The organism is Pseudomonas sp. P4_B4 (assembly GCF_056402255.1).
This window is the reverse complement of sequence record NZ_JBFUHS010000054.1, coordinates 1-17,736: the sequence shown is the minus strand read 5'-3', so window position 1 is coordinate 17,736 and position 17,736 is coordinate 1. Positions and strand designations below refer to the sequence as shown.

20 protein-coding genes and 1 pseudogene are annotated in these 17,736 nt (G+C 61.5%); 5 read left to right on the top strand and 16 right to left on the bottom strand.

The window, feature by feature from the left end:
- Positions 1-53 precede the first annotated feature (53 nt).
- The 11 genes from paaE to paaF all read right to left on the bottom strand — a co-directional run bounded on the left by paaE (position 54) and on the right by paaF (position 11,073).
- Complete coding sequence (paaE, locus tag AC1DVE_RS29905) at positions 54-1,130, bottom strand: 1,2-phenylacetyl-CoA epoxidase subunit PaaE (protein ID WP_223460094.1); 1,077 nt, start codon at positions 1,128-1,130, stop codon at positions 54-56.
- A 34-nt stretch (positions 1,131-1,164) separates the two neighbouring features.
- Positions 1,165-1,698: a 1,2-phenylacetyl-CoA epoxidase subunit PaaD gene (gene paaD / locus AC1DVE_RS29900; protein WP_223460096.1), complete on the bottom strand. Its 534-nt coding sequence runs from the start codon at positions 1,696-1,698 to the stop codon at positions 1,165-1,167.
- Positions 1,685-2,446, bottom strand: coding sequence for a 1,2-phenylacetyl-CoA epoxidase subunit PaaC (gene paaC / locus AC1DVE_RS29895; protein WP_223460098.1), 762 nt, complete (start codon positions 2,444-2,446; stop codon positions 1,685-1,687). The genes paaD and paaC overlap by 14 nt, the downstream gene beginning before the upstream one ends.
- 8 nt (positions 2,447-2,454) lie before the next feature.
- Positions 2,455-2,736 carry a 1,2-phenylacetyl-CoA epoxidase subunit PaaB gene (gene paaB, locus AC1DVE_RS29890; protein ID WP_007943393.1) on the bottom strand — a complete coding sequence of 94 codons (282 nt, stop codon included), beginning with the start codon at positions 2,734-2,736 and terminating at the stop codon, positions 2,455-2,457.
- A 28-nt stretch (positions 2,737-2,764) separates the two neighbouring features.
- Complete coding sequence (paaA, locus tag AC1DVE_RS29885) at positions 2,765-3,754, bottom strand: 1,2-phenylacetyl-CoA epoxidase subunit PaaA (protein ID WP_223460100.1); 990 nt, start codon at positions 3,752-3,754, stop codon at positions 2,765-2,767.
- A gap of 1,110 nt (positions 3,755-4,864) precedes the next feature.
- Complete coding sequence (paaK, locus tag AC1DVE_RS29880; protein WP_223460102.1) at positions 4,865-6,190, bottom strand: phenylacetate--CoA ligase PaaK; 1,326 nt, start codon at positions 6,188-6,190, stop codon at positions 4,865-4,867.
- 99 nt (positions 6,191-6,289) lie between these two features.
- Positions 6,290-7,501 carry a 3-oxoadipyl-CoA thiolase gene (gene pcaF / locus AC1DVE_RS29875; protein WP_477784399.1) on the bottom strand — a complete coding sequence of 404 codons (1,212 nt, stop codon included), beginning with the start codon at positions 7,499-7,501 and terminating at the stop codon, positions 6,290-6,292.
- Positions 7,494-7,943, bottom strand: a complete 450-nt coding sequence (gene paaI / locus AC1DVE_RS29870) for a hydroxyphenylacetyl-CoA thioesterase PaaI (protein ID WP_046042837.1) — start codon at positions 7,941-7,943, stop codon at positions 7,494-7,496. Before paaI ends, pcaF begins: the two co-directional genes overlap by 8 nt.
- Positions 7,936-9,453 carry a 3-hydroxyacyl-CoA dehydrogenase PaaH gene (gene paaH / locus AC1DVE_RS29865; protein WP_477784398.1) on the bottom strand — a complete coding sequence of 506 codons (1,518 nt, stop codon included), beginning with the start codon at positions 9,451-9,453 and terminating at the stop codon, positions 7,936-7,938. Before paaH ends, paaI begins: the two co-directional genes overlap by 8 nt.
- Positions 9,454-9,456: 3 nt before the next feature.
- The gene (gene paaG, locus AC1DVE_RS29860; RefSeq protein WP_223533854.1) at positions 9,457-10,248 is read right to left on the bottom strand and encodes a 2-(1,2-epoxy-1,2-dihydrophenyl)acetyl-CoA isomerase PaaG; all 792 of its coding nucleotides are present in this window, start codon (positions 10,246-10,248) and stop codon (positions 9,457-9,459) included.
- A gap of 51 nt (positions 10,249-10,299) precedes the next feature.
- Entirely contained in the window at positions 10,300-11,073 is a 774-nt protein-coding gene (gene paaF, locus AC1DVE_RS29855; RefSeq protein WP_223533855.1) for a 2,3-dehydroadipyl-CoA hydratase PaaF, read from the bottom strand.
- A 348-nt stretch (positions 11,074-11,421) separates the two neighbouring features.
- On the opposite strand from paaF, the gene paaY reads away from it, so the two are divergent.
- From paaY to feaR, 3 genes are all read left to right on the top strand, one after another.
- A complete protein-coding gene (paaY, locus tag AC1DVE_RS29850) occupies positions 11,422-12,018 on the top strand; it encodes a phenylacetic acid degradation protein PaaY (RefSeq protein WP_223460112.1) in 597 nt (198 codons plus the stop codon).
- 157 nt (positions 12,019-12,175) lie between these two features.
- Entirely contained in the window at positions 12,176-13,099 is a 924-nt protein-coding gene (paaX, locus tag AC1DVE_RS29845; protein ID WP_008003007.1) for a phenylacetic acid degradation operon negative regulatory protein PaaX, read from the top strand.
- A 101-nt stretch (positions 13,100-13,200) separates the two neighbouring features.
- A complete protein-coding gene (feaR, locus tag AC1DVE_RS29840; protein WP_223460116.1) occupies positions 13,201-14,115 on the top strand; it encodes a transcriptional regulator FeaR in 915 nt (304 codons plus the stop codon).
- 32 nt (positions 14,116-14,147) lie between these two features.
- On the opposite strand, the gene AC1DVE_RS29835 is transcribed toward feaR, so the two are convergent.
- Together AC1DVE_RS29835 and AC1DVE_RS29830 are read right to left on the bottom strand one after the other, a co-directional pair.
- Entirely contained in the window at positions 14,148-14,885 is a 738-nt protein-coding gene (locus AC1DVE_RS29835) for an anti-sigma factor family protein (protein ID WP_223533856.1), read from the bottom strand.
- Positions 14,878-15,390 (bottom strand): sigma-70 family RNA polymerase sigma factor, encoded by a 513-nt coding sequence (locus tag AC1DVE_RS29830; RefSeq protein ID WP_223460119.1) that lies wholly within the window; start codon positions 15,388-15,390, stop codon positions 14,878-14,880. Before AC1DVE_RS29830 ends, AC1DVE_RS29835 begins: the two co-directional genes overlap by 8 nt.
- A 155-nt stretch (positions 15,391-15,545) precedes the next feature.
- On the opposite strand from AC1DVE_RS29830, the gene AC1DVE_RS29825 reads away from it, so the two are divergent.
- Both AC1DVE_RS29825 and AC1DVE_RS29820 read left to right on the top strand, forming a co-directional pair.
- Entirely contained in the window at positions 15,546-16,514 is a 969-nt protein-coding gene (locus AC1DVE_RS29825; protein WP_223533857.1) for a metallophosphoesterase family protein, read from the top strand.
- A gap of 14 nt (positions 16,515-16,528) precedes the next feature.
- Positions 16,529-16,837 (top strand): cupredoxin domain-containing protein, encoded by a 309-nt coding sequence (locus tag AC1DVE_RS29820; protein ID WP_223533858.1) that lies wholly within the window; start codon positions 16,529-16,531, stop codon positions 16,835-16,837.
- Positions 16,838-17,074: 237 nt separating this feature from the next.
- On the opposite strand, the gene AC1DVE_RS29815 is transcribed toward AC1DVE_RS29820, so the two are convergent.
- From AC1DVE_RS29815 to AC1DVE_RS29805, 3 genes and pseudogenes are all read right to left on the bottom strand, one after another.
- Entirely contained in the window at positions 17,075-17,209 is a 135-nt protein-coding gene (locus tag AC1DVE_RS29815) for a hypothetical protein (protein ID WP_263287589.1), read from the bottom strand.
- The gene (locus AC1DVE_RS29810; protein WP_223460124.1) at positions 17,206-17,394 is read right to left on the bottom strand and encodes a hypothetical protein; all 189 of its coding nucleotides are present in this window, start codon (positions 17,392-17,394) and stop codon (positions 17,206-17,208) included. Before AC1DVE_RS29810 ends, AC1DVE_RS29815 begins: the two co-directional genes overlap by 4 nt.
- Positions 17,391-17,736 (bottom strand): annotated as a pseudogene (locus AC1DVE_RS29805) (hypothetical protein); the annotation flags it as partial. The pseudogene AC1DVE_RS29805 and the gene AC1DVE_RS29810, both read right to left, overlap by 4 nt.

The window sequence follows — 17,736 nt, the reverse complement described above, 5'->3', positions numbered from 1 at the left end:
GAACGCCGCCCGGAGCAAACCCGCTCCCACAGGGGGGCGCATTGCCCGATACATCAGAGTTGATCGAAATCCAGCACCACCTTGTCGCTGATCGGGAAGGCCTGGCACGACAGCACATAGCCGGCGGCCACTTCGTAGTCTTCCAGGGCGTGGTTGCTGTCCATTTCCACTTCGCCTTCGATGACCTTGCACTTGCAGGTCGAGCACACCCCGGCCTTGCACGAGTAGGGCAGTTCCGCACCTTGCTCGTTACCCGCTTCGAGGATGCTCTGGCTGTTGCGCGGCAGGTCGAACGCCAGGGCGCGGCCGTCGCTGATCACGGTGATCTGGCTGACCGCCGCATCCACCTGACGGGCGGCTTCGCGGGCGGCGCGCTTCTGCTCGCTGCCGGCAGCGGCGAACAGTTCGAAATGGATGCGCTCAGGTTGCATGCCCTTGGCCTTGAGGCTGTCGCGCACGGTCTCGGTCATTTCCTGCGGGCCGCAGATGAAGGCGGCGTCGAGGGCCTTGACGTCGAGCCAGCGGCTGAACAGTTGCTCGCATTTCTCAGCGTTGATCCGGCCGTTGTACAGGTCGACATCCTGCTGCTCGCGGCTGAACACGAAGATCAGGTTCAGGCGTTGCAGGTAGCGGTTTTTCAGGTCTTCCAGCTGCTCGCGAAACAATGCGCCGGAGCTGGAGCGGTTGCCGTACAGCAGGGTGACGCGGCTGTGGGGCTCGGTTTGCAGGGTGGTCTTGATGATCGACAGGATCGGCGTGATGCCGCTACCCGCCGCCACAGCCAGGTAATTGCCATGGCGTGCCGGGTCGAGCTCGACGCAGAAGTGCCCGGCCGGCGGCATCACTTCCAGTGTGTGCCCGGCTTTCAGCTGTTCGTTGGCAAACGCCGAGAAGCGTCCGCCGGTGACACGCTTGACGGCGATGCGTAGCTCACCGTCGTTGACCCCAGTGCAGATCGAATAGGAGCGGCGTACTTCTTCGCCGTCCAGCTGGGTGCGCATCACCAGGTGCTGGCCCTGGGTGAAATGGAAGCTGTCCTGCAAGTGCTGCGGAATCTCGAAGGCGATGGACACCGCGTCACGGGTCTCGGCGCGCACGTCCTTGATGGTCAGGCTGTGAAATTTGCTCATTGTTGTTCTCCAGCTGGGACGGCCGATTCGCCGCTCAGATGCACTTGAAATAGTCGAACGGTTCCCGGCAATCGACGCAGCGGTACAGCGCCTTGCAGGCGGTGGAGCCGAACTGGCTGAGGACCTCGGTGTGGGCGCTGCCGCATTGCGGGCACACAACCTGCGGGCTTTCACCGAGCAGGCTGCGCTTGCTGGTGCTGCCCTCCGGCGGCGCGATGCCATAGGCGCGCAGGCGTTCGCGGCCGCTGTCGCTGATCCAGTCGGTGGTCCAGGCCGGGGTCAATTTGCGCTCAAGTTGCGGCGCCTTGAATCCGGCGAGTTCCAGGGCCTCGCGGATATCGCTCTCGATCACTTCGGTGGCCGGGCAGCCGGAGTAGGTCGGCGTGACCACCACGTGAAGGTGACCAGCCTGCCAGTCCAGATCGCGGACGATGCCCAGGTCAACCACGCTGACCACCGGCACTTCCGGGTCCATGACCTCTGCCAGAATCGCCCAGGCGGCAGCCAGGTCGGTCGGTTGAGCCGGCCGGGCGCCGAGGTCGCTGGCGATCAGCTCACCAGGTTGCATCGGGGTACGCTCGTGGCAGGAACTGCATTTCGGCCAGCAGGATGCCCAGGTGTTCGGTGTGCAGGCCCTTGCGTGCATTCAGGTAGAAGTAGCTCGGCGCCGCGGGAACGGGCAGGGTGGCGCTGGTGAAAATCTGCTCGACCTTGGCCCGCCATTGAACGGCGACGCTGGCGATGTCCGGGGTGATGCCGGCTTCGCACAGGCGCTGCTCGCTGTCATCGGCGGCGATCAGTTCCACGGTGAAGCGCCAGACTTCGGGGATTGCCGCGAGCATGCGCTTGTGGCTTTCCTCGGTGCCGTCACCCATACGCTCGATCCATTCGCCGGAGCGGCGCAGGTGATAGGTCACTTCCTTCACCGCCTTGGCGGCGATCCCGGCGATGCGTTCGTCGCTGGACTGGCTCAGGCCCTGCAGCACCGGCAAGTGCCAGGCGTCATACAGGAACTGCTTGAGCATGGTCACCGCGAAGTCGCCGTTGGGTTGTTCCACCAGCAGCAGGTTGCGATAGGCGCGCTCGTCGCGACGGAACGCCAGGTGATCGGCATCGCGGCCGTCGTCCAGCAGTTCGGCGGCGTACTCCAGCCAGTTGCGTGCCTGGCCCACCAGATCGAGGCCGACGTTCATCAGCGCCAGCTCTTCTTCCAGCGCCGGGGCCTTGCCGCACCACTGGCACAGGCGCTGGCCCTGGATCAGGGCGCTGTCGCCGAGGCGCAGCAGGTATTCGATCAGATCAGTCTTGTTGTCCATGGTCGACCTCACATGTGCCCGACTTCGGCCGGCAGCTCGTAGAAGCTGGCGTGGCGGTAAACCTTGTCGTCCGACGGATCGAACAGCGGGTCTTTTTCATCCGGCGACGAAGCAGTGATCAATGCCGAAGGCACCACCCACAGGCTCACGCCTTCGCTGCGACGGGTGTAAAGCTCGCGCGCGTTCTCGATGGCCATGGTGGTATCGGCGGCATGCACGCTGCCGACGTGCTTGTGGTTGAGGCCGTGCTTGCTGCGCACGAAGACTTCGAAGAGGGTCCACTCGGACATTTCAGTTACTCCACATCAGGTGGCCGGATCAGGCGGCGTTCTTGTTTTGTTTTTTGCGGGCGTGGGCGACGGCGGCTTCACGGACCCAGGCACCGTCTTCAATCGCCTTGCGGCGGGTGGCGACGCGTTCCTGGTTGCACGGGCCGTTGCCCTTGAGGACTTCGTAGAATTCGTTCCACTGGATGTCGCCGAAGTCGTAGTGACCGCGTTCGGCGTTCCACTTCAGGTCCGGATCGGGGCAGGTGCAGCCCAACAGCTCAAGCTGCGGGATGGTCTGGTCTATGAAGCGCTGGCGCAGTTCGTCGTTGCTCTGGCGCTTGATTTTCCAGGCCATGGACTGGGCGCTGTTCGGCGAGTGTTCGTCGCTCGGGCCAAACATCATCAGCGACGGCCACCACAGGCGGTTGATCGCGTCCTGGACCATGTCTTTTTGCGCCTGATTGCCGTGGCGCATCATGGTCAGGAGGATTTCGTAGCCCTGGCGCTGGTGGAAGCTCTCTTCCTTGCAGATGCGGATCATCGCCCGGGAATACGGGCCGTAGGAGGTGCGCTGCAGCACCACCTGGTTGACGATCGCCGCACCATCGACCAGCCAGCCCACCGCGCCCATGTCGGCCCAGTTCAGCGTCGGGTAATTGAAGATGCTCGAGTACTTGGCCTTGCCGCTGTGCAGCTTGGCGATTTCTTCATCGCGGTCGGCACCGAGGGTTTCCATGGCGCTGTACAGGTACAGGCCGTGGCCGGCTTCGTCCTGGATCTTGGCCATCAGTTGCAGTTTGCGTTTGAGCGACGGCGCGCGGGTGACCCAGTTGCCTTCGGGCAGCATGCCGACGATTTCGGAGTGGGCGTGTTGGGAGATCTGCCGGATCAGGGTCTGGCGGTAGGCATCTGGCATCCAGTTCTTGGCTTCGATCTTGATTTCTGAATCGATTTTTTCCTGGAATGCGCGTTCCTGTTCGGACATCTCCGAGAGGTCTTTGATGCGCTTTACGCCTGTTTCTACTAGCTGTGCGTACATTTTTGAGTTCCCGCCTTGAATCTGTTCTGGGGCATGGGGAACTTTATAAGCGATACAGAATTTAATATCAAACACAAAATGACGTGTCGTATTTGTTTTTGTATCGCTTTGGATGGGTGGTCGCTTTTTGGGGCGGTGTACATATCCGTTTTTTTGGTAACGGCCACTTATGGTTTCGCCCTTACGGCGACTTACTTTTTTTACAAGCGCCTAAAAAAAGTAAGCAAAAAAACGCTCGCCCCGAACGTACGGCCCCTCGCCAAGGCTCGGAGTTCCTTCGCTCCGGCATTCATCCGGGGGCATCGCCTCCGGTCGGCTTCGCTCGACCTCCTCTCGATGTGTTCGGCTGCGCCGAACGGCGCTGCGCGCCCACCCCCGGATGAACGCCTCCGCTCAGCCTTCCGAGGGGGCGGGTGGATCAAGATCAAGAGCTGCAGGCGAGCTAACGCTCGGCCTGATGAGTGGTGAGGAGCGAAGGTGTACGCCGGCCTGCTTTTGCTCTTCTGTGGGAGCGGCGGTGCGGCGATCCGACTTGCTCGCGAATGCGGTTGATCATTCAACATCTCTGTTGGCTGACACTCCGCTTTCGCGAGCAAGCCCGCTCCCACAGTTGACCAGTGTCAGGCGCAAAATCTATGTACATCCCCGCCCTCCTGTGGGAGCGGGCTTGCCCGCGAAGGCGTCCTGACAGCCGACCAGGTGCATCCCGGACGAACGAACCCCGCGATCAGGCCGGCCGTTAGGCCGCCTCGCTTTTGCTTTTGCTTTTGCTTTTGCTTTGGCTTTAGCTCTTGATCTTCTTGCCCCCTCGAGAGGCCGAGTGGAGGTTCTGCGTAGTGGGCAACCCGGCATGGATGCCGGGTTAGCCGCCGCCGGCCATGGATGGCCGATGGCGGCGGGCCCACGGAGCAGGACCGGAGCGAGGGCATGCCGAGCCTTGGCGAGGCACCGAACGTAAGGGGCAAGAGCCCTTGGTTACTTGGGGCTTTTCCAAGTAACCCGCTGTAAGAGCGGAACCATAAGTCGCCATAACCCGAGAAATGGATAAACACACAGAACCCGAAGCCAAAAAAAACCCCGCAAAAAGCGGGGCCATAAAGGGTGCAGCAGTCATGCTTTAGGACGTTTATCCAACACGTGGCAAGCCTTGCCCTCCGACCGCTTGATCGAATGAAACGGCTGCAAAACGATCCGCGAACTGATCCCGATATACGTCTTGATGTGCTTGCTCAACTCCCCGCAAACAGCCTTCTGCTGTTCATCGGTCAGATGCTGGTGCTCAGCCTTGAGCTCGACATGCACATCAACGCTGTCCAGGTTGCCATTGCGATACAGATGAATCTCATAACACTCGGCAAGTTGTTTAACTTTTAGAACCTGCTCCTCGATCTGCGTCGGAAATACGTTGACCCCGCGGATGATCAGCATGTCATCGCTGCGCCCGGTGATCTTGTCGATGCGCCGCATCGGCCGTGCGGTGCCCGGCAGCAGACGCGTCAGGTCGCGGGTGCGGTAGCGGATCATCGGCAGGGCTTCTTTGCTCAGGGAGGTGAACACCAGTTCGCCCATCTGCCCGTCCGGCAGCACTTCGCCGGTGACCGGGTCGATGATTTCCGGGTAGAAGTGGTCTTCCCAGATAGTCGGGCCGTCCTTGGTTTCCGCGCATTCCATGGCCACGCCCGGGCCCATGATTTCCGAGAGACCGTAGATGTCCAGGGCGGTGATGCCCAGGCGTTGCTCGATGGCGCTGCGCAGTTCGGCGGTCCACGGTTCGGCGCCGAAGATGCCCAGGCGCAGGGCCAGTTTGTGCGGGTCGATGCCCTGGCGCTCGATTTCGTCGGCGATGTTGAGCATGTAGGACGGCGTGACCATGATGATGTCCGGCTGGAAATCCTTGATCAGTTGCACTTGTTTTTCAGTCTGGCCACCGGACATCGGGATCACCGTGCAGCCCAGGCGTTCGGCGCCGTAGTGCGCGCCGAGGCCGCCGGTGAACAGGCCGTAGCCATAGGAAATGTGCACTTTGTCGCCACGGCGGCCACCGCCGGCGCGGATCGAGCGCGCCACCACGTTGGCCCAGGTGTCGATGTCGTTCTGGGTGTAGCCGACCACGGTCGGTTTGCCGGTGGTGCCGCTGGACGCGTGCAGGCGCACGATGTCGTGCATCGGCACGGCAAACATGCCGTAGGGGTAGTTGTCCCGCAGGTCGGACTTGGTGGTGAAAGGGAATTTCGCCAGGTCGTCCAGGGACTTGATGTCGTCCGGGTGCACGCCCAGCGCATCGAAACGCTGACGGTACAGCGGCACGTTGTTGTAGGCGTGGTTCAGGCTCCAGCGCAGGCGCTCCAGCTGATGCTGGCGCAGCTCGTCGATGCTGGCGGTTTCCAGCGGGTCCAGCACAGGATCCAGAACGGATTTGGCTATTGGCATGTTCATGTGTTCACTCGAATTGTTTTTGTGTTCCAGCCCTTTTGCACAAGGGCTTTGAGTGCATGCCCCAAGGATACCTCTCGGCTCCTTGGGAATCGCGATTCTTTAGTGGGATAGACGCTCGATGATCAGCGCGATCCCTTGGCCGACACCGATGCACATGGTGCACAGGGCGTAGCGGCCGTTACGTTCTTCCAGCTCGTGCAGGGCGGTGGTGACCAAGCGTGCGCCGCTCATGCCCAGTGGATGGCCCAGGGCGATGGCGCCGCCGTTGGGGTTGACCCGTGGGTCGGTGTCGCTCAGGCCCAGTTCACGCAGCACCGCCAGACCCTGTGCGGCGAAGGCTTCGTTGAGCTCGATCACGTCCATGTCGGCGAGGCTCAGGTTGGCCACCTCCAGCACCTTGCGGGTGGCGGGCACCGGGCCGATGCCCATGATCCGTGGTTCAACGCCGGCGGTGGCCATGGCCACGACCCGGCCACGGGCGATCAGGCCGTGGCGCTTGGCGACTTCCGGGCTGGCCAGCAGCAAGGCGCAGGCCCCATCGTTGACCCCGGAGGCGTTGCCGGCGGTGACGCTGCCGCCTTCGCGGAACGGCGTGCCGAGTTTGGCCAGCTGTTCAAGGGTGGTGTCGCCGCGCGGGTGTTCGTCGTGCTCGACCACTTTGGCCGGGCATTTGCGCTGGGGAATTTCCACAGCAACGATTTCCTTGGCCAGACGTCCGTTGGCTTGGGCGGCTGCGGCGCGTTGCTGGCTGCGCAGGGCGAAGGCGTCCTGGTCGGCCCGGGAGATGTTGAACTGTTCGGCGACGTTCTCTGCCGTTTCCGGCATGGAGTCGATGCCGTAGGCCTTTTTCATCAGCGGATTGACGAAACGCCAGCCGATGGTGGTATCGAAGATCTCCGCTGCACGGGAAAACGCTTGCTCGGCCTTGCCCATCACCAGCGGTGCGCGGGACATGGATTCGACGCCACCGACCAGCATCAGCCCGGTTTCGCCGCTGCGAATGGCCCGGGCGGCGGTGCCGATGGCATCGAGTCCGGAGCCGCACAGGCGATTGAGGGTGGTGCCCGGCACGCTGACCGGCAACCCGGCCAGCAACGCCGACATGCGCGCGACGTTGCGGTTGTCTTCGCCGGCCTGGTTGGCGCAGCCGTAGATCACATCATCGACCGTGTTCCAGTCCACTTGCGGGTGACGGCGCAGCAGTTCGCGCAGGGGCACCGCACCGAGGTCGTCGGCGCGCACGCTGCTCAGGACGCCGGCGTAACGGCCAATCGGGGTCCGGACTGCGTCGATGATCAAGGCGTCATTCATTGGGGGTCTCCTGCGTCAGCACCGGGCCGCGCACTTTGTAGGATTTGCCGTGGAACAGGGCGATCAACTGGCCCTGCTGGTTTTCGATGCGCACGTCATAGTTGCCGGTGCGACCGGAACGGCTCTGCTCGATGCAGTCGGCGTTCAGCGTGTCACCCAGGCGTGCCGGGGCGATGTAGTCGATGCTGCAACCGATGGCCACGGTGGCTTCGTTGTAGCTGTTGCAGGCAAAGGCGAACGCCGAATCAGCCAGCGCGAACAGGTAGCCGCCGTGGCAGGTGCCGTGGCCCTGGACCATGTCGGCGCGCACGGTCATGCCCACTCGCGAGCAACCGGGCCCGGCCGAGAGCAGGCGCATGCCCATGCCCTGGCTGGCGGCGTCGCGCTGGAACAGCGATTGCGCGCATTCACTGGCCAGGGTCATGGATTCATGGTTAGTCATGGAATGTTCTCCCTTCGGCGACGCGACGGCGCAGCAGCAGCGACGGCCGGTAGCGTTCTTCGCCATAACTGGCTTGCAGGTTTTCCAGCGTTTCAAGAATGTGCGACAGGCCAATGGCATCGGCCCAGGCCAGCGGCCCTTGCGGATAATTGACCCCGGCGCGCATAGCCAGGTCGATGTCGGCGGCCGAGGCCACGCCTTGCAGCAGGGCGTCGGCGGCCTCGTTGGCGAGCATCGCCACGGTGCGCAGGACGGCGAGGGCCGGGCTGTCGCTGAGCAGACTGACCTTGAGGCCGGCCCGTTGCAGCAGGGCAACGCCTTGTTCGAGTGCCTGCGGATCAATGCCGTTCGAGTGGCTGATGGCGATGCGTTGGGCTTTGCTGTAATCGAACGCAAGGTCCAGCAGGATCAGGTTACGCAATCCGTCTTCACGTGCTCGCTGGCAGGCCATGCGCCCGTCGCTCAAGGCCAGCACGGCGTCACCGACGCGAAGTAGACCTTGTCCATCGCGCTGGACGATCTCGACGCCTTGTTCATGCAAGCGTGCGAGCAAGCCTTTAGCGATACCGAGATCGCCTTCCACAGCACAAACCTCGACTTTCGCATCGCTGCTGATTTCAGCCGCGAGCGGGCGCTCTGCACCTTGGGCGTAGCTGTAGAAACCCTGGCCGCTCTTGCGTCCCAGACGCCCGCCGTCCACCAGTTCTTTCTGGATCAGCGACGGCAGGAAGCGCGTGTCCTGGTAATAGGCGTCGAACACCGAGCAGGTCACGGCATAGTTGACGTCGTGGCCGATCAGGTCGGTCAGTTCGAACGCGCCCATGGCAAAACCACCGGCCTCACGCATCAGCGCATCCAGGGTCGGGCAGTCGGCAGCGCCTTCCTGAAGCATCCGCAGGCTTTCGGCATAGAACGGCCGGGCCACGCGGTTGACGATAAAACCCGGTGTGGAGCGGGTGTGCACCGGGTTTTTGCCCCAGGCCTTGGCGGTGTCGTACAGGCACTCGGCGAGTGCCGGATCGCTGGCCAGACCGGAGACTACTTCCACCAGCGCCATCACCGGCGCCGGGTTGAAGAAGTGCAGGCCGAGCAGGCGTTGTGGATGTTCAAGCTGCGCGGCGATGCTGGTGATCGACAGCGACGAGGTGTTGCTGGCGAGGATGCAATGCTCGCCGCAGATGCCTTCGAGCTGGCGGAACAGCGCGCGCTTGACCTCGAGGTTCTCGACGATGGCTTCGATGATCAGGTCGCAGTCGGCCAGGACTTCGATGGCTTCCACCGCTTGCAGGCGGGCAATCGTCGCGCTGCGCGATTCGGCGGACAGCTTGCCGCTCTCGACTCGCTTGCCCAGTTGCCGATCAATGCCTTCAATCGCTTGAGCAGCAGCGCCGGGACGATTGTCCAGCAGCAATACCGGATGGCCGGCCTGGGCCGCGACCTGGGCGATACCGGCACCCATGGCCCCGGCGCCGATCACGGCGATGCGTGCGTTGGTGTTCAGTGCTGTCATGACTCAGCGCCCCTTGAAACTTGGGGTGCGTTTTTCCATGAAGGCGCCGACGCCTTCGCGGTAGTCCTCGCTGCGCCCGGCCAGGCGCTGCAGGTCTTTTTCCAGCTCAAGCTGTTCGTCGAAGCTGTTGCTCAGGCTGGCGTTGAGGCTGCGCTTGATCAGCGCCAGGCCGTAGGTCGGCTGGGACGCCAGGTGGCGGGCCAGTTTCAGCGCTTCGTCGCGCAAACCGGCGTCGTCCACACACTGGTAGATCAAGCCCCATTGCTCGGCCTGCTCGGCGCTCAGGCGGTTGCCCAGCAGTGCCAAAGCCTTGGCCCGAGCCATGCCAACAAGACGCGGCAGGGTCCAGGTGCCGCCGGAATCGGGGATCAGGCCGATCTTGCAGAACGCCTGGATGAAACTGGCCGAACGCGCCGCCAGTACCAGATCGCAGGCCAGCGGAATGTTGGCGCCAGCGCCAGCGGCGACGCCATTGACCGCGCAGATCACCGGCAGCGGCAGGTCGCGTAATTGGCGGATCAGCGGGTTGTAGAACTTCTCGATGGACTCGCCCAGGTCCGGCACGGCGCTGCCCGGCGCGACATTGCGGTCGCTCAGGTCTTGCCCTGCGCAGAAGCCGCGGCCTTCACCGGTCAGCAGTAAAACGCGCACGTCCGGGTTCTGCCGCACTAGCTTGAGTGCTTCTTTCACTTCGCCATGCATCTGGGTGTTGAAGCTGTTGAGCTGGTCCGGCCGATTGAGGCTGAGCAGGGCGACGCCGGCGTCGATGGAAAACAGGATGTGTTCGAAGTTCATGGTCTTGGCGTTCTCTTGGCAGTCGTTCGAATTCGGATGTCAGTGGCCGCTTTATTGCCCGGTGAACGTCGGGCTGCGCTTTTCCTGGAAGGCTGCAATGCCCTCATCGCGGTCGCGGGTGCCGGCCAGCACGGTGAAGGCGTGACGCTCGAAGCGCAGGCCGCTGGCCAGGTCGGTGTCCATGGCCTTGAGCAGCGCTTCCTTGGCCAGGCGCACCGCCAGCGGTGCCTTGGCCGCAATGCTGCGGGCGATGTGCAGGGCGCGCTCGACGGTGAATTCCGGTTGGGTGACTTCACTGACCAGGCCGGCGCGCTGGGCCTGACGGGCGTCGATCGGCTCACCGGTCAGCACCATTTGCATGGCCATGGATTTGCCGATGGCGCGTAGCAGGCGTTGGGTGCCACCGGCCCCGGGCATGATCCCGAGGTTGATTTCCGGCTGGCCGAAGCGGGCGTCTTCGCCGGCAATGATGATGTCGGCGTGCATCGCCAGTTCGCAGCCACCACCGAGGGCGAAGCCGTTGACCGCGGCGATCAGCGGTTTGCTGAAGCGGGTGATGGTTTGCCACGAGGCCTGGCGCGGGTCGTCGAGGATGCCGACCAGGTTGCGTTCGGCCATTTCCTTGATGTCGGCGCCGGCGGCGAAGGCCTTGCGGCTGCCGGTGAGGACCACGGCGCGGGTGTCGGGGTCGGCTTGCGCGATGTTCAGTTCAGCGGCCAGTTCGCCCAGTAACTCGGTGGTCAAGGCGTTCAGGGCTTGCGGGCGCTGCAGGGTAATAAGGCGGACGCCAGGCTCGATCAATTCGACGGCAAGGGTCAGAGGCATGGCGGATGCTCTCACGGTGCACGCTCGGCGTGGTGCCGGCTCGTTATTGGATCGGCCGCAGGGGCCGGTTTTGCCCAAGTATAGCTATAACGTGATACGTAAATGCAATACGAAAATAGATTTAATGTGTCTTATTGGTGTTGGTTTGGATTTTTTGGTTTTCTTGTGAAGGGGGGGTGATAGCAGGTTTTGCCCAGAAAACATTGGGTTTTATGGCGATTTTTGAGGCGTGCTGGCATTCGTCGGAAAGGTGCATTTCAAGTGATACGGTTTTTAGTCTTTGTGCTGTTAAAAGTGATGTGATACAAAATGAGTCATTAATTGCATCGCTTTGTGAAGGAAGCTTCCATGACCTGCTACAGCCTTGATGGCCTGACTCCGGTGGTTGACCCGAGCGCTTATGTGCACCCGTCTGCCGTATTGATCGGTGACGTGATCATCGGCCCCCATTGCTATATCGGTCCGCTGGCCAGCCTGCGCGGGGATTTCGGGCGGATCGTGCTGGAGGAGGGCGCCAACCTGCAGGACACCTGCGTGATGCATGGTTTCCCCGACAGCGACACCGTGGTCGAGCGCAACGGCCACATCGGCCACGGCGCGGTGCTGCACGGTTGCCGGATCGGCGCCGATGCGCTGGTGGGCATGAATGCGGTGGTGATGGACAACGCCCGGATCGGCCCGCGTTCATTCGTTTCGGCGGCGGCGTTCGTCAAGGCCGGTTTCGAATGCCCGGAGCAGTCGCTGGTCATGGGCGCACCGGCCAGCGTCAAGCGCAGCCTCAGCGATCAGGAAGTGGCGTGGAAACAGGCCGGCACCCGGGAGTATCAGCAACTGGCCCAGCGTTGCCTGACGCAGATGCAGGTCTGCGAACCGCTGAGCGAACCGGAGCCGGATCGCCCGCGGATCAGTGACAGCGGTCTACGACCCAAAGGCAGCGGTTTGTGAACGCTTGCCCCTGTAGGAGCCAGCCTGCTGGCGAAGGTGTGTCAGCTACCTTGGTTTCGACTGACACACCATCGCGAGCAGGCTCGCTCCTACAAGGGATTGGGCTTAACCAGTTGGCTTTCGGTATATTCCTTTTCTTTTTTCGCACGGAACGCCCATGTCGTCCCTGACTCCCTTGAACCATCTGATTACCCGCTTCCAGGAGCAGACGCCGATCCGCGCCAGTTCCTTGATCATCACGTTGTACGGGGATGCCATCGAACCCCATGGCGGCACCGTCTGGCTGGGCAGCCTGATTCAGTTGCTCGAACCCATCGGCATCAACGAGCGGCTGATCCGCACCTCGATTTTTCGCCTGACCAAGGAAGGCTGGCTGACCGCCGAGAAGGTCGGTCGTCGTAGCTATTACAGCCTGACTGGCACCGGTCGCCGCCGTTTCGACAAGGCCTTCAAGCGGGTCTACAGCACCACGATGCCGGCCTGGGATGGCTCCTGGTGCCTGGTGATGCTCTCGCAACTGACCCAGGACAAACGCAAACAGGTGCGCGAGGAGCTGGAGTGGCAAGGCTTCGGCGCGATTTCGCCGGTGGTGCTGGCCTGTCCGCGCAGCGACCGTTCCGACGTCAACGCGACCCTGCTCGACCTCGGCGTCCAGGAAGACACCATCGTCTTCGAAACCACCGCCCAGGACGTACTGGCCTCCAAGGCGCTGCGCCTGCAAGTGCGCGAGAGCTGGAACATCGAGGAGCTGGCGGCGCACTACAGCGAGTTCATCCAGTTGTTCCGACCGCTATGGCAAGCCCTGCGCGAGCAGGAAAACCTGCAACCGGCCGACTGCTTCCTGGCGCGGGTGTTGTTGATTCACGAGTACCGCAAGCTGCTGCTGCGCGACCCGCAACTGCCCGACGAGTTGCTGCCCGGCGATTGGGAAGGCCGCGCCGCCCGCCAGTTGTGCCGCAACATTTACCGTTTGATCTACGCCAAGGCCGAGGAATGGCTGAACGCCGCACTGGAAACGGCCGACGGCCCGTTGCCGGATGTGGGTGAAAGCTTCTATCGGCGTTTTGGCGGACTGAAATAGCACGTCATTGTTCAGGGAGTGGTGCGGTTCAGGAGACTCGAAGCATCCGATGTCGTGTGGATTGACGTAGACAATAAAAATAAGCCTGCGTGAGGCCTGACATGATTCCTACAACAGCACAGCGCCACGATGGGTTCGACCAGTGGATCCATCAGATCAACCAGATCTGTGGCGCCTTCAACGCACAACCCCTGGGCAGCGAATTTGCCGGGCGCATCCGCGAGTACCAGAGCGATGCGCTCAAACTCAGTTTCGTCGACGCGTGCCAGGCTCGTTTGTACCGTACGCCCCAGGAAGTCGCGGCGGGCGAGGGCGGCAAGTATTTTGCGGTGTTCCAGCTCGACGGTACGGCGGGCATGGCCCAGGGCGACGACAAGGTCTTGCTGTCCCCCGGCGACATCACGCTGATCGATGCCGCGCGCCCCAGCGACTTCACCTACGGCGAAAACTCCCGGCAGTTGTCGCTGATCCTGCCGTATCAACTGGTCGAGCAAACCCTGCGCTTCAATCAGGTCAAGTGCGGCCACCGGATTGCCGCGACCTCGCCCATTGCGATGCTCTCGCACCGGCTGATCCTCGATGCCACCCGCCAGCAGCACCTGACCCGCCAGGAAAGCGAAGCGACCCTGGAGGCGATTGTCAGCCTGCTGCGTCCGGCTATCAGCCAGACCGACGACAGCAGCGACTCCCACGAGCGGAGCTTCCGCAAGACGCTCACCTGCATCGACGACAACATTCGCTCCGAAGACCTGTGCCCGGAATGGCTGGCGCGGGAAGTCGGCATGTCCACCCGGGGCCTGTACCGGATGTTTGCCAAGAAGGGATTGGTGGTGGCGCGCTACATCAAGAACCGTCGCCTGGACCTGTGCGCCGAATCCCTGCGCCGGTCAGGCAAGGAGCAGAAGTTGTCGGTGCTGGGGTATTCGTGGGGGTTTTCCGATTCGAGTTACTTTTCCACCGCGTTCAAATCACGCTTCGGCATTGCGCCGGGGGAGTATCGCAAGCGGCATGCTTGAGGTTTTTTTGCTCTTGCTTCGGTGAAAAAATGCTATGGCTTGAGTAACTGGCTGAACGCCTCCAGCTCACTTTTCTCCAGGTCGGACACCAGCACAAAGCGCATGTGGTTTTCTTGCCAGGACACCACGTTGAAACCTCGGATCGTCAGGCTTTGCCGTGGCTTGTCCGTCTCAGGCGTGGGCAAGATAAAAACATTGATGATGTGCATGGCCCGCCCGTAACTCAGGGCCGCCGTGGTCTGATGTTGCAGATAGTCCAGCCGCCCTCCCAGCAGCGGAAACCCCTGTGCCGAGTAATCGAAGACCGGCGGCGAGAAGTCGAGTTTGCCGGTGAACCAGGGCTTCACGGTATGGCGGTCGGACGACACCACATCGTTCAAATGCTCGCCCATCAGCGAACGCACATGGCTGGAGACCGCCTCGTCCATCAATGGCTGTTCGCTGCCCGGCGTCGCCACATACAGCACCACCGCCAAGGCCAGCGCCGTCGCTGAAAAAACTGGTGCGAACCATTTGCGCCAACGCTCGACGACGCCAACCGATGGGGGTTCAGGGGCGAACACCCGGGAAGTCAATGACGCCGGCGCTGCGTAATACGGCGCTCGTTGCTTCACACCGGCCATCAGCAGCTTCGTCTGATCATGCAATCGCGCGCACGCGACGCACTCGGCCAGATGCCCGGACACATTCGCAGCCGTCGCCGAATCGAGTTCCTTGTCCAGATAGCCATGTATCAGCGTCTGGCAAACCGTGCAGTCGAGTTCATTCATGATCGTACAACTTCAGTAGTTCGAGCGTGAGCATGGCGCGAGCCCTGGCCAGCCTCGACATGACGGTACCGATGGGGATGTCGACCACCAGGGCGATGTCCTTGTAGGGCATGTCTTCGAGTTCCTTGAGCACGATCACCTCGCGAAACGCCGGCGGCAGGGCGCACAGGGCTTGCTGGATCAGCGCCGCATTTTCGCTGTGGATGGCCAGCAGTTCCGGGGTCTGGCTGTGGCTGAGCGCCTTGTCGTCTTCGGCGAGTTCATCGCCGATGGCGACCCAATGGCGTCCGGCCGAAGCCTTGAGCCAGGTGTAGCTTTCGTTGCGCACGATGGTCAGGAACCAGGCCTTGGCGTTGCCGTCGGCGAAGCGCTGCGAAAATCTGAACGCCCGCAGGGCGCTTTCCTGCACGACATCGCGCGCGGCGCTCTCGTTGCCGGTGAGCCAGCGCGCGAGGTTGTAGGCGGCGTCCAGGTGGGGCGCAAACAGTTCCTCAAATCGCGTCATAGTGGTTTCCGCACTGTCCCATCCCTATAACTGTGAAGCGTTGCGTTTTATTCCCGAGGAAAAAATATATTTTCGACAGGGAATAAAGACCTGTCCCGCCAGGTTTTTACCTCGTGTCAGCTACATCACTGTAGTTCTCCAGCGAGGGATTACCGATGGACATTCATTCAAAACACCAACGACGTACCGACGGCCCGTTGAACCCTGACCGTCGAACGCTGCTCAAGTGCTCTGCATGGGCCGGGGCTGGCGTGATCTGGGCCTTGAGTGGCGGTATTCCCCGGGCCTTCGCTCTGGATCAGGCGGGTAACGTCACCGACCCCAAGGCACTCGCCAGCACGTTCCAGTTTGTGCAGATCAGCGACTCGCACATCGGTTTCAACAAGGAGGCCAATCCTGAACCGTTGAAGACCTTGCAGGTGGCTATCGACAAGGTCGTTGCCCTGCCGAAACGGCCGTCGTTGATCCTGCATACCGGCGATATTACCCACCTGTCCAAAGCCGAGGAGTTCGACACCGCTGACCAGTTGCTCAAAGGCTTGCCGTCCCCCGTGCACTACGTGCCGGGCGAGCACGACACCCTCGACGAAGGCGGCGGCAAGCTCTATCTGGAACGTTACGGCAAGGGCACCAAAGGCAATGGCTGGTACAGCTTCGATGACCACGGTGTGCATTTCATTGCGCTGGTGAATGTCTTCAACTTCCAGGCCGGCCATGAAGCAACCCTTGGTGCCGATCAACTGGCGTGGCTGGCCGATGACTTGCGAGCCGTGAGCAGCAGCACGCCCATCGTGGTGTTTACCCATATTCCGTTGTGGACGGTTTATCAGCCGTGGGGCTGGGGTACCGAAGATGGCGATCAGGCGATTGCCATGCTGCGCAAGTACGGTTCGGTAACGGTGTTGAACGGGCACATCCATCAGGTCATCCAGAAAGTCGAAGGCAATATCACCTTCCACACCGCGCGCGGCACGGCTTATCCACAACCCGCACCGGGCGCGGCGCCGACGCCGGGGCCGATGACCGTGGCGGCTGATCAACTGCGCAATTATTTGGGGGTCACCGAAGTGCGAGCGACCCAGGGTGATCATCCACTGGCGCTGATCGATTCGACACTGGTTTGACGGAGGGGACTGGGATGAAAACGCGATTATTGGCCGCTGTCTGCCTGATGTTGTCGATGCCTGTATGGGCTAATGAGGTAAAAATCGATATCAAGGAATTCATGTTCGGGCCCAAGGATCTGACCGTGGCCTTGGGCACCAAAGTCACGTGGGTAAACGATGACGAGATCCCGCACACGGTGGCGGAAACCCACAAGCTGTTTCGCTCCGGGGCGCTGGATACCGGAGACAGTTATTCCTGGGTGTTCAACACTCCGGGGGAGTTTGAGTATTTTTGTGCGCTGCATCCACAGATGATCGGGAAGATTGTGGTCAGCCAATAATACCGTGAGAAGCATGTGAGAGTGATGTAGAAACGCGTACCCCTGTGGGAGCGAGCTTGCTCGCGATGACGGTGTGTCATTCAACGTTTAAGTTGACTGACGCGACGCCTTCGCTGGCAAGCTGAACTGGTCAACTAATTTTGGACACCAGTTACGGTTTTCATGCAGCCAGTTTCTCCATAGCTACCGGTGAACGATAGCCGTCGTAGCTATGGAGCCTGACGTTGTTGTAACGCATTACGTAGCGCTGCCTGGCGGTGGCGCCAAGCTCTGATCCTTGGCGCAACCACTGAGGCTGACGCACAGATTGAGTATGGCGATGGTCATTTTCTTGATCATGGTCGGATCCTTGACGGCGTTGGACGGGCTCAACAGTGGGCTCTTTCGTAGCAGGCTTCCGGGTCGGCCACGGCGTCGAAGCGTTGCAACGCTTCGGCACCGCCATCGGCCTGTTGCGTCACCCGCAAGGTGTCGCCGAGACGACTTTGCAAATCGAGGAACACCCGGTTGCGTGCCAGTTCGAAGGGGGTGTGCAGGGCAGGAAAAATGAAGCTCACTGTTTGCTCTCCGCTGCCAGGCGAATCGCTTGCAATTTGCGGAAATTCGGTCCCCAGCGGCCATCTGGTTCGACACTGCCATCGGGATAAGTGATGACAGTGTGGTTGCCTTCTTTCTTTACCTTTGGCCCGGCCGAATAAACTACAAAGTCAGGATGCAAGACGGGCTCGAAATACACCTGCCGGGCTTGCAGGGCCTGATACTTAAGATAAATATGACCTTCACTAGTTAAGTTAACCGTTTTTTTATACGGACCTAAAAACTCCTCATCGACCCAAGGGTAATAGTCCTTCTTGATCGTCAAATCCCCTTCGACCTTGATGTCCGCGCCACCGCGTGGC

What these genes read in the sequence shown, in the direction of transcription:
- pcaF (WP_477784399.1), bottom strand. Translation starts at nt 7,501, where the DNA reads ATGAATGACGCCTTGATCATCGACGCAGTCCGGACCCCGATTGGCCGT.
- AC1DVE_RS29835 (WP_223533856.1), bottom strand. Translation starts at nt 14,885, where the DNA reads ATGAATGAACTCGACTGCACGGTTTGCCAGACGCTGATACATGGCTAT.
- AC1DVE_RS29825 (WP_223533857.1), top strand. Translation starts at nt 15,546, where the DNA reads ATGGACATTCATTCAAAACACCAACGACGTACCGACGGCCCGTTGAAC.
- paaI (WP_046042837.1), bottom strand. Translation starts at nt 7,943, where the DNA reads ATGACTAACCATGAATCCATGACCCTGGCCAGTGAATGCGCGCAATCG.
- paaH (WP_477784398.1), bottom strand. Translation starts at nt 9,453, where the DNA reads ATGACAGCACTGAACACCAACGCACGCATCGCCGTGATCGGCGCCGGG.
- paaA (WP_223460100.1), bottom strand. Translation starts at nt 3,754, where the DNA reads ATGTACGCACAGCTAGTAGAAACAGGCGTAAAGCGCATCAAAGACCTC.
- paaD (WP_223460096.1), bottom strand. Translation starts at nt 1,698, where the DNA reads ATGCAACCTGGTGAGCTGATCGCCAGCGACCTCGGCGCCCGGCCGGCT.
- AC1DVE_RS29830 (WP_223460119.1), bottom strand. Translation starts at nt 15,390, where the DNA reads ATGACGCGATTTGAGGAACTGTTTGCGCCCCACCTGGACGCCGCCTAC.
- paaG (WP_223533854.1), bottom strand. Translation starts at nt 10,248, where the DNA reads ATGAACTTCGAACACATCCTGTTTTCCATCGACGCCGGCGTCGCCCTG.
- AC1DVE_RS29820 (WP_223533858.1), top strand. Translation starts at nt 16,529, where the DNA reads ATGAAAACGCGATTATTGGCCGCTGTCTGCCTGATGTTGTCGATGCCT.
- paaC (WP_223460098.1), bottom strand. Translation starts at nt 2,446, where the DNA reads ATGGACAACAAGACTGATCTGATCGAATACCTGCTGCGCCTCGGCGAC.
- paaF (WP_223533855.1), bottom strand. Translation starts at nt 11,073, where the DNA reads ATGCCTCTGACCCTTGCCGTCGAATTGATCGAGCCTGGCGTCCGCCTT.
- feaR (WP_223460116.1), top strand. Translation starts at nt 13,201, where the DNA reads ATGATTCCTACAACAGCACAGCGCCACGATGGGTTCGACCAGTGGATC.
- paaY (WP_223460112.1), top strand. Translation starts at nt 11,422, where the DNA reads ATGACCTGCTACAGCCTTGATGGCCTGACTCCGGTGGTTGACCCGAGC.
- paaX (WP_008003007.1), top strand. Translation starts at nt 12,176, where the DNA reads ATGTCGTCCCTGACTCCCTTGAACCATCTGATTACCCGCTTCCAGGAG.
- paaK (WP_223460102.1), bottom strand. Translation starts at nt 6,190, where the DNA reads ATGAACATGCCAATAGCCAAATCCGTTCTGGATCCTGTGCTGGACCCG.
- paaE (WP_223460094.1), bottom strand. Translation starts at nt 1,130, where the DNA reads ATGAGCAAATTTCACAGCCTGACCATCAAGGACGTGCGCGCCGAGACC.
- paaB (WP_007943393.1), bottom strand. Translation starts at nt 2,736, where the DNA reads ATGTCCGAGTGGACCCTCTTCGAAGTCTTCGTGCGCAGCAAGCACGGC.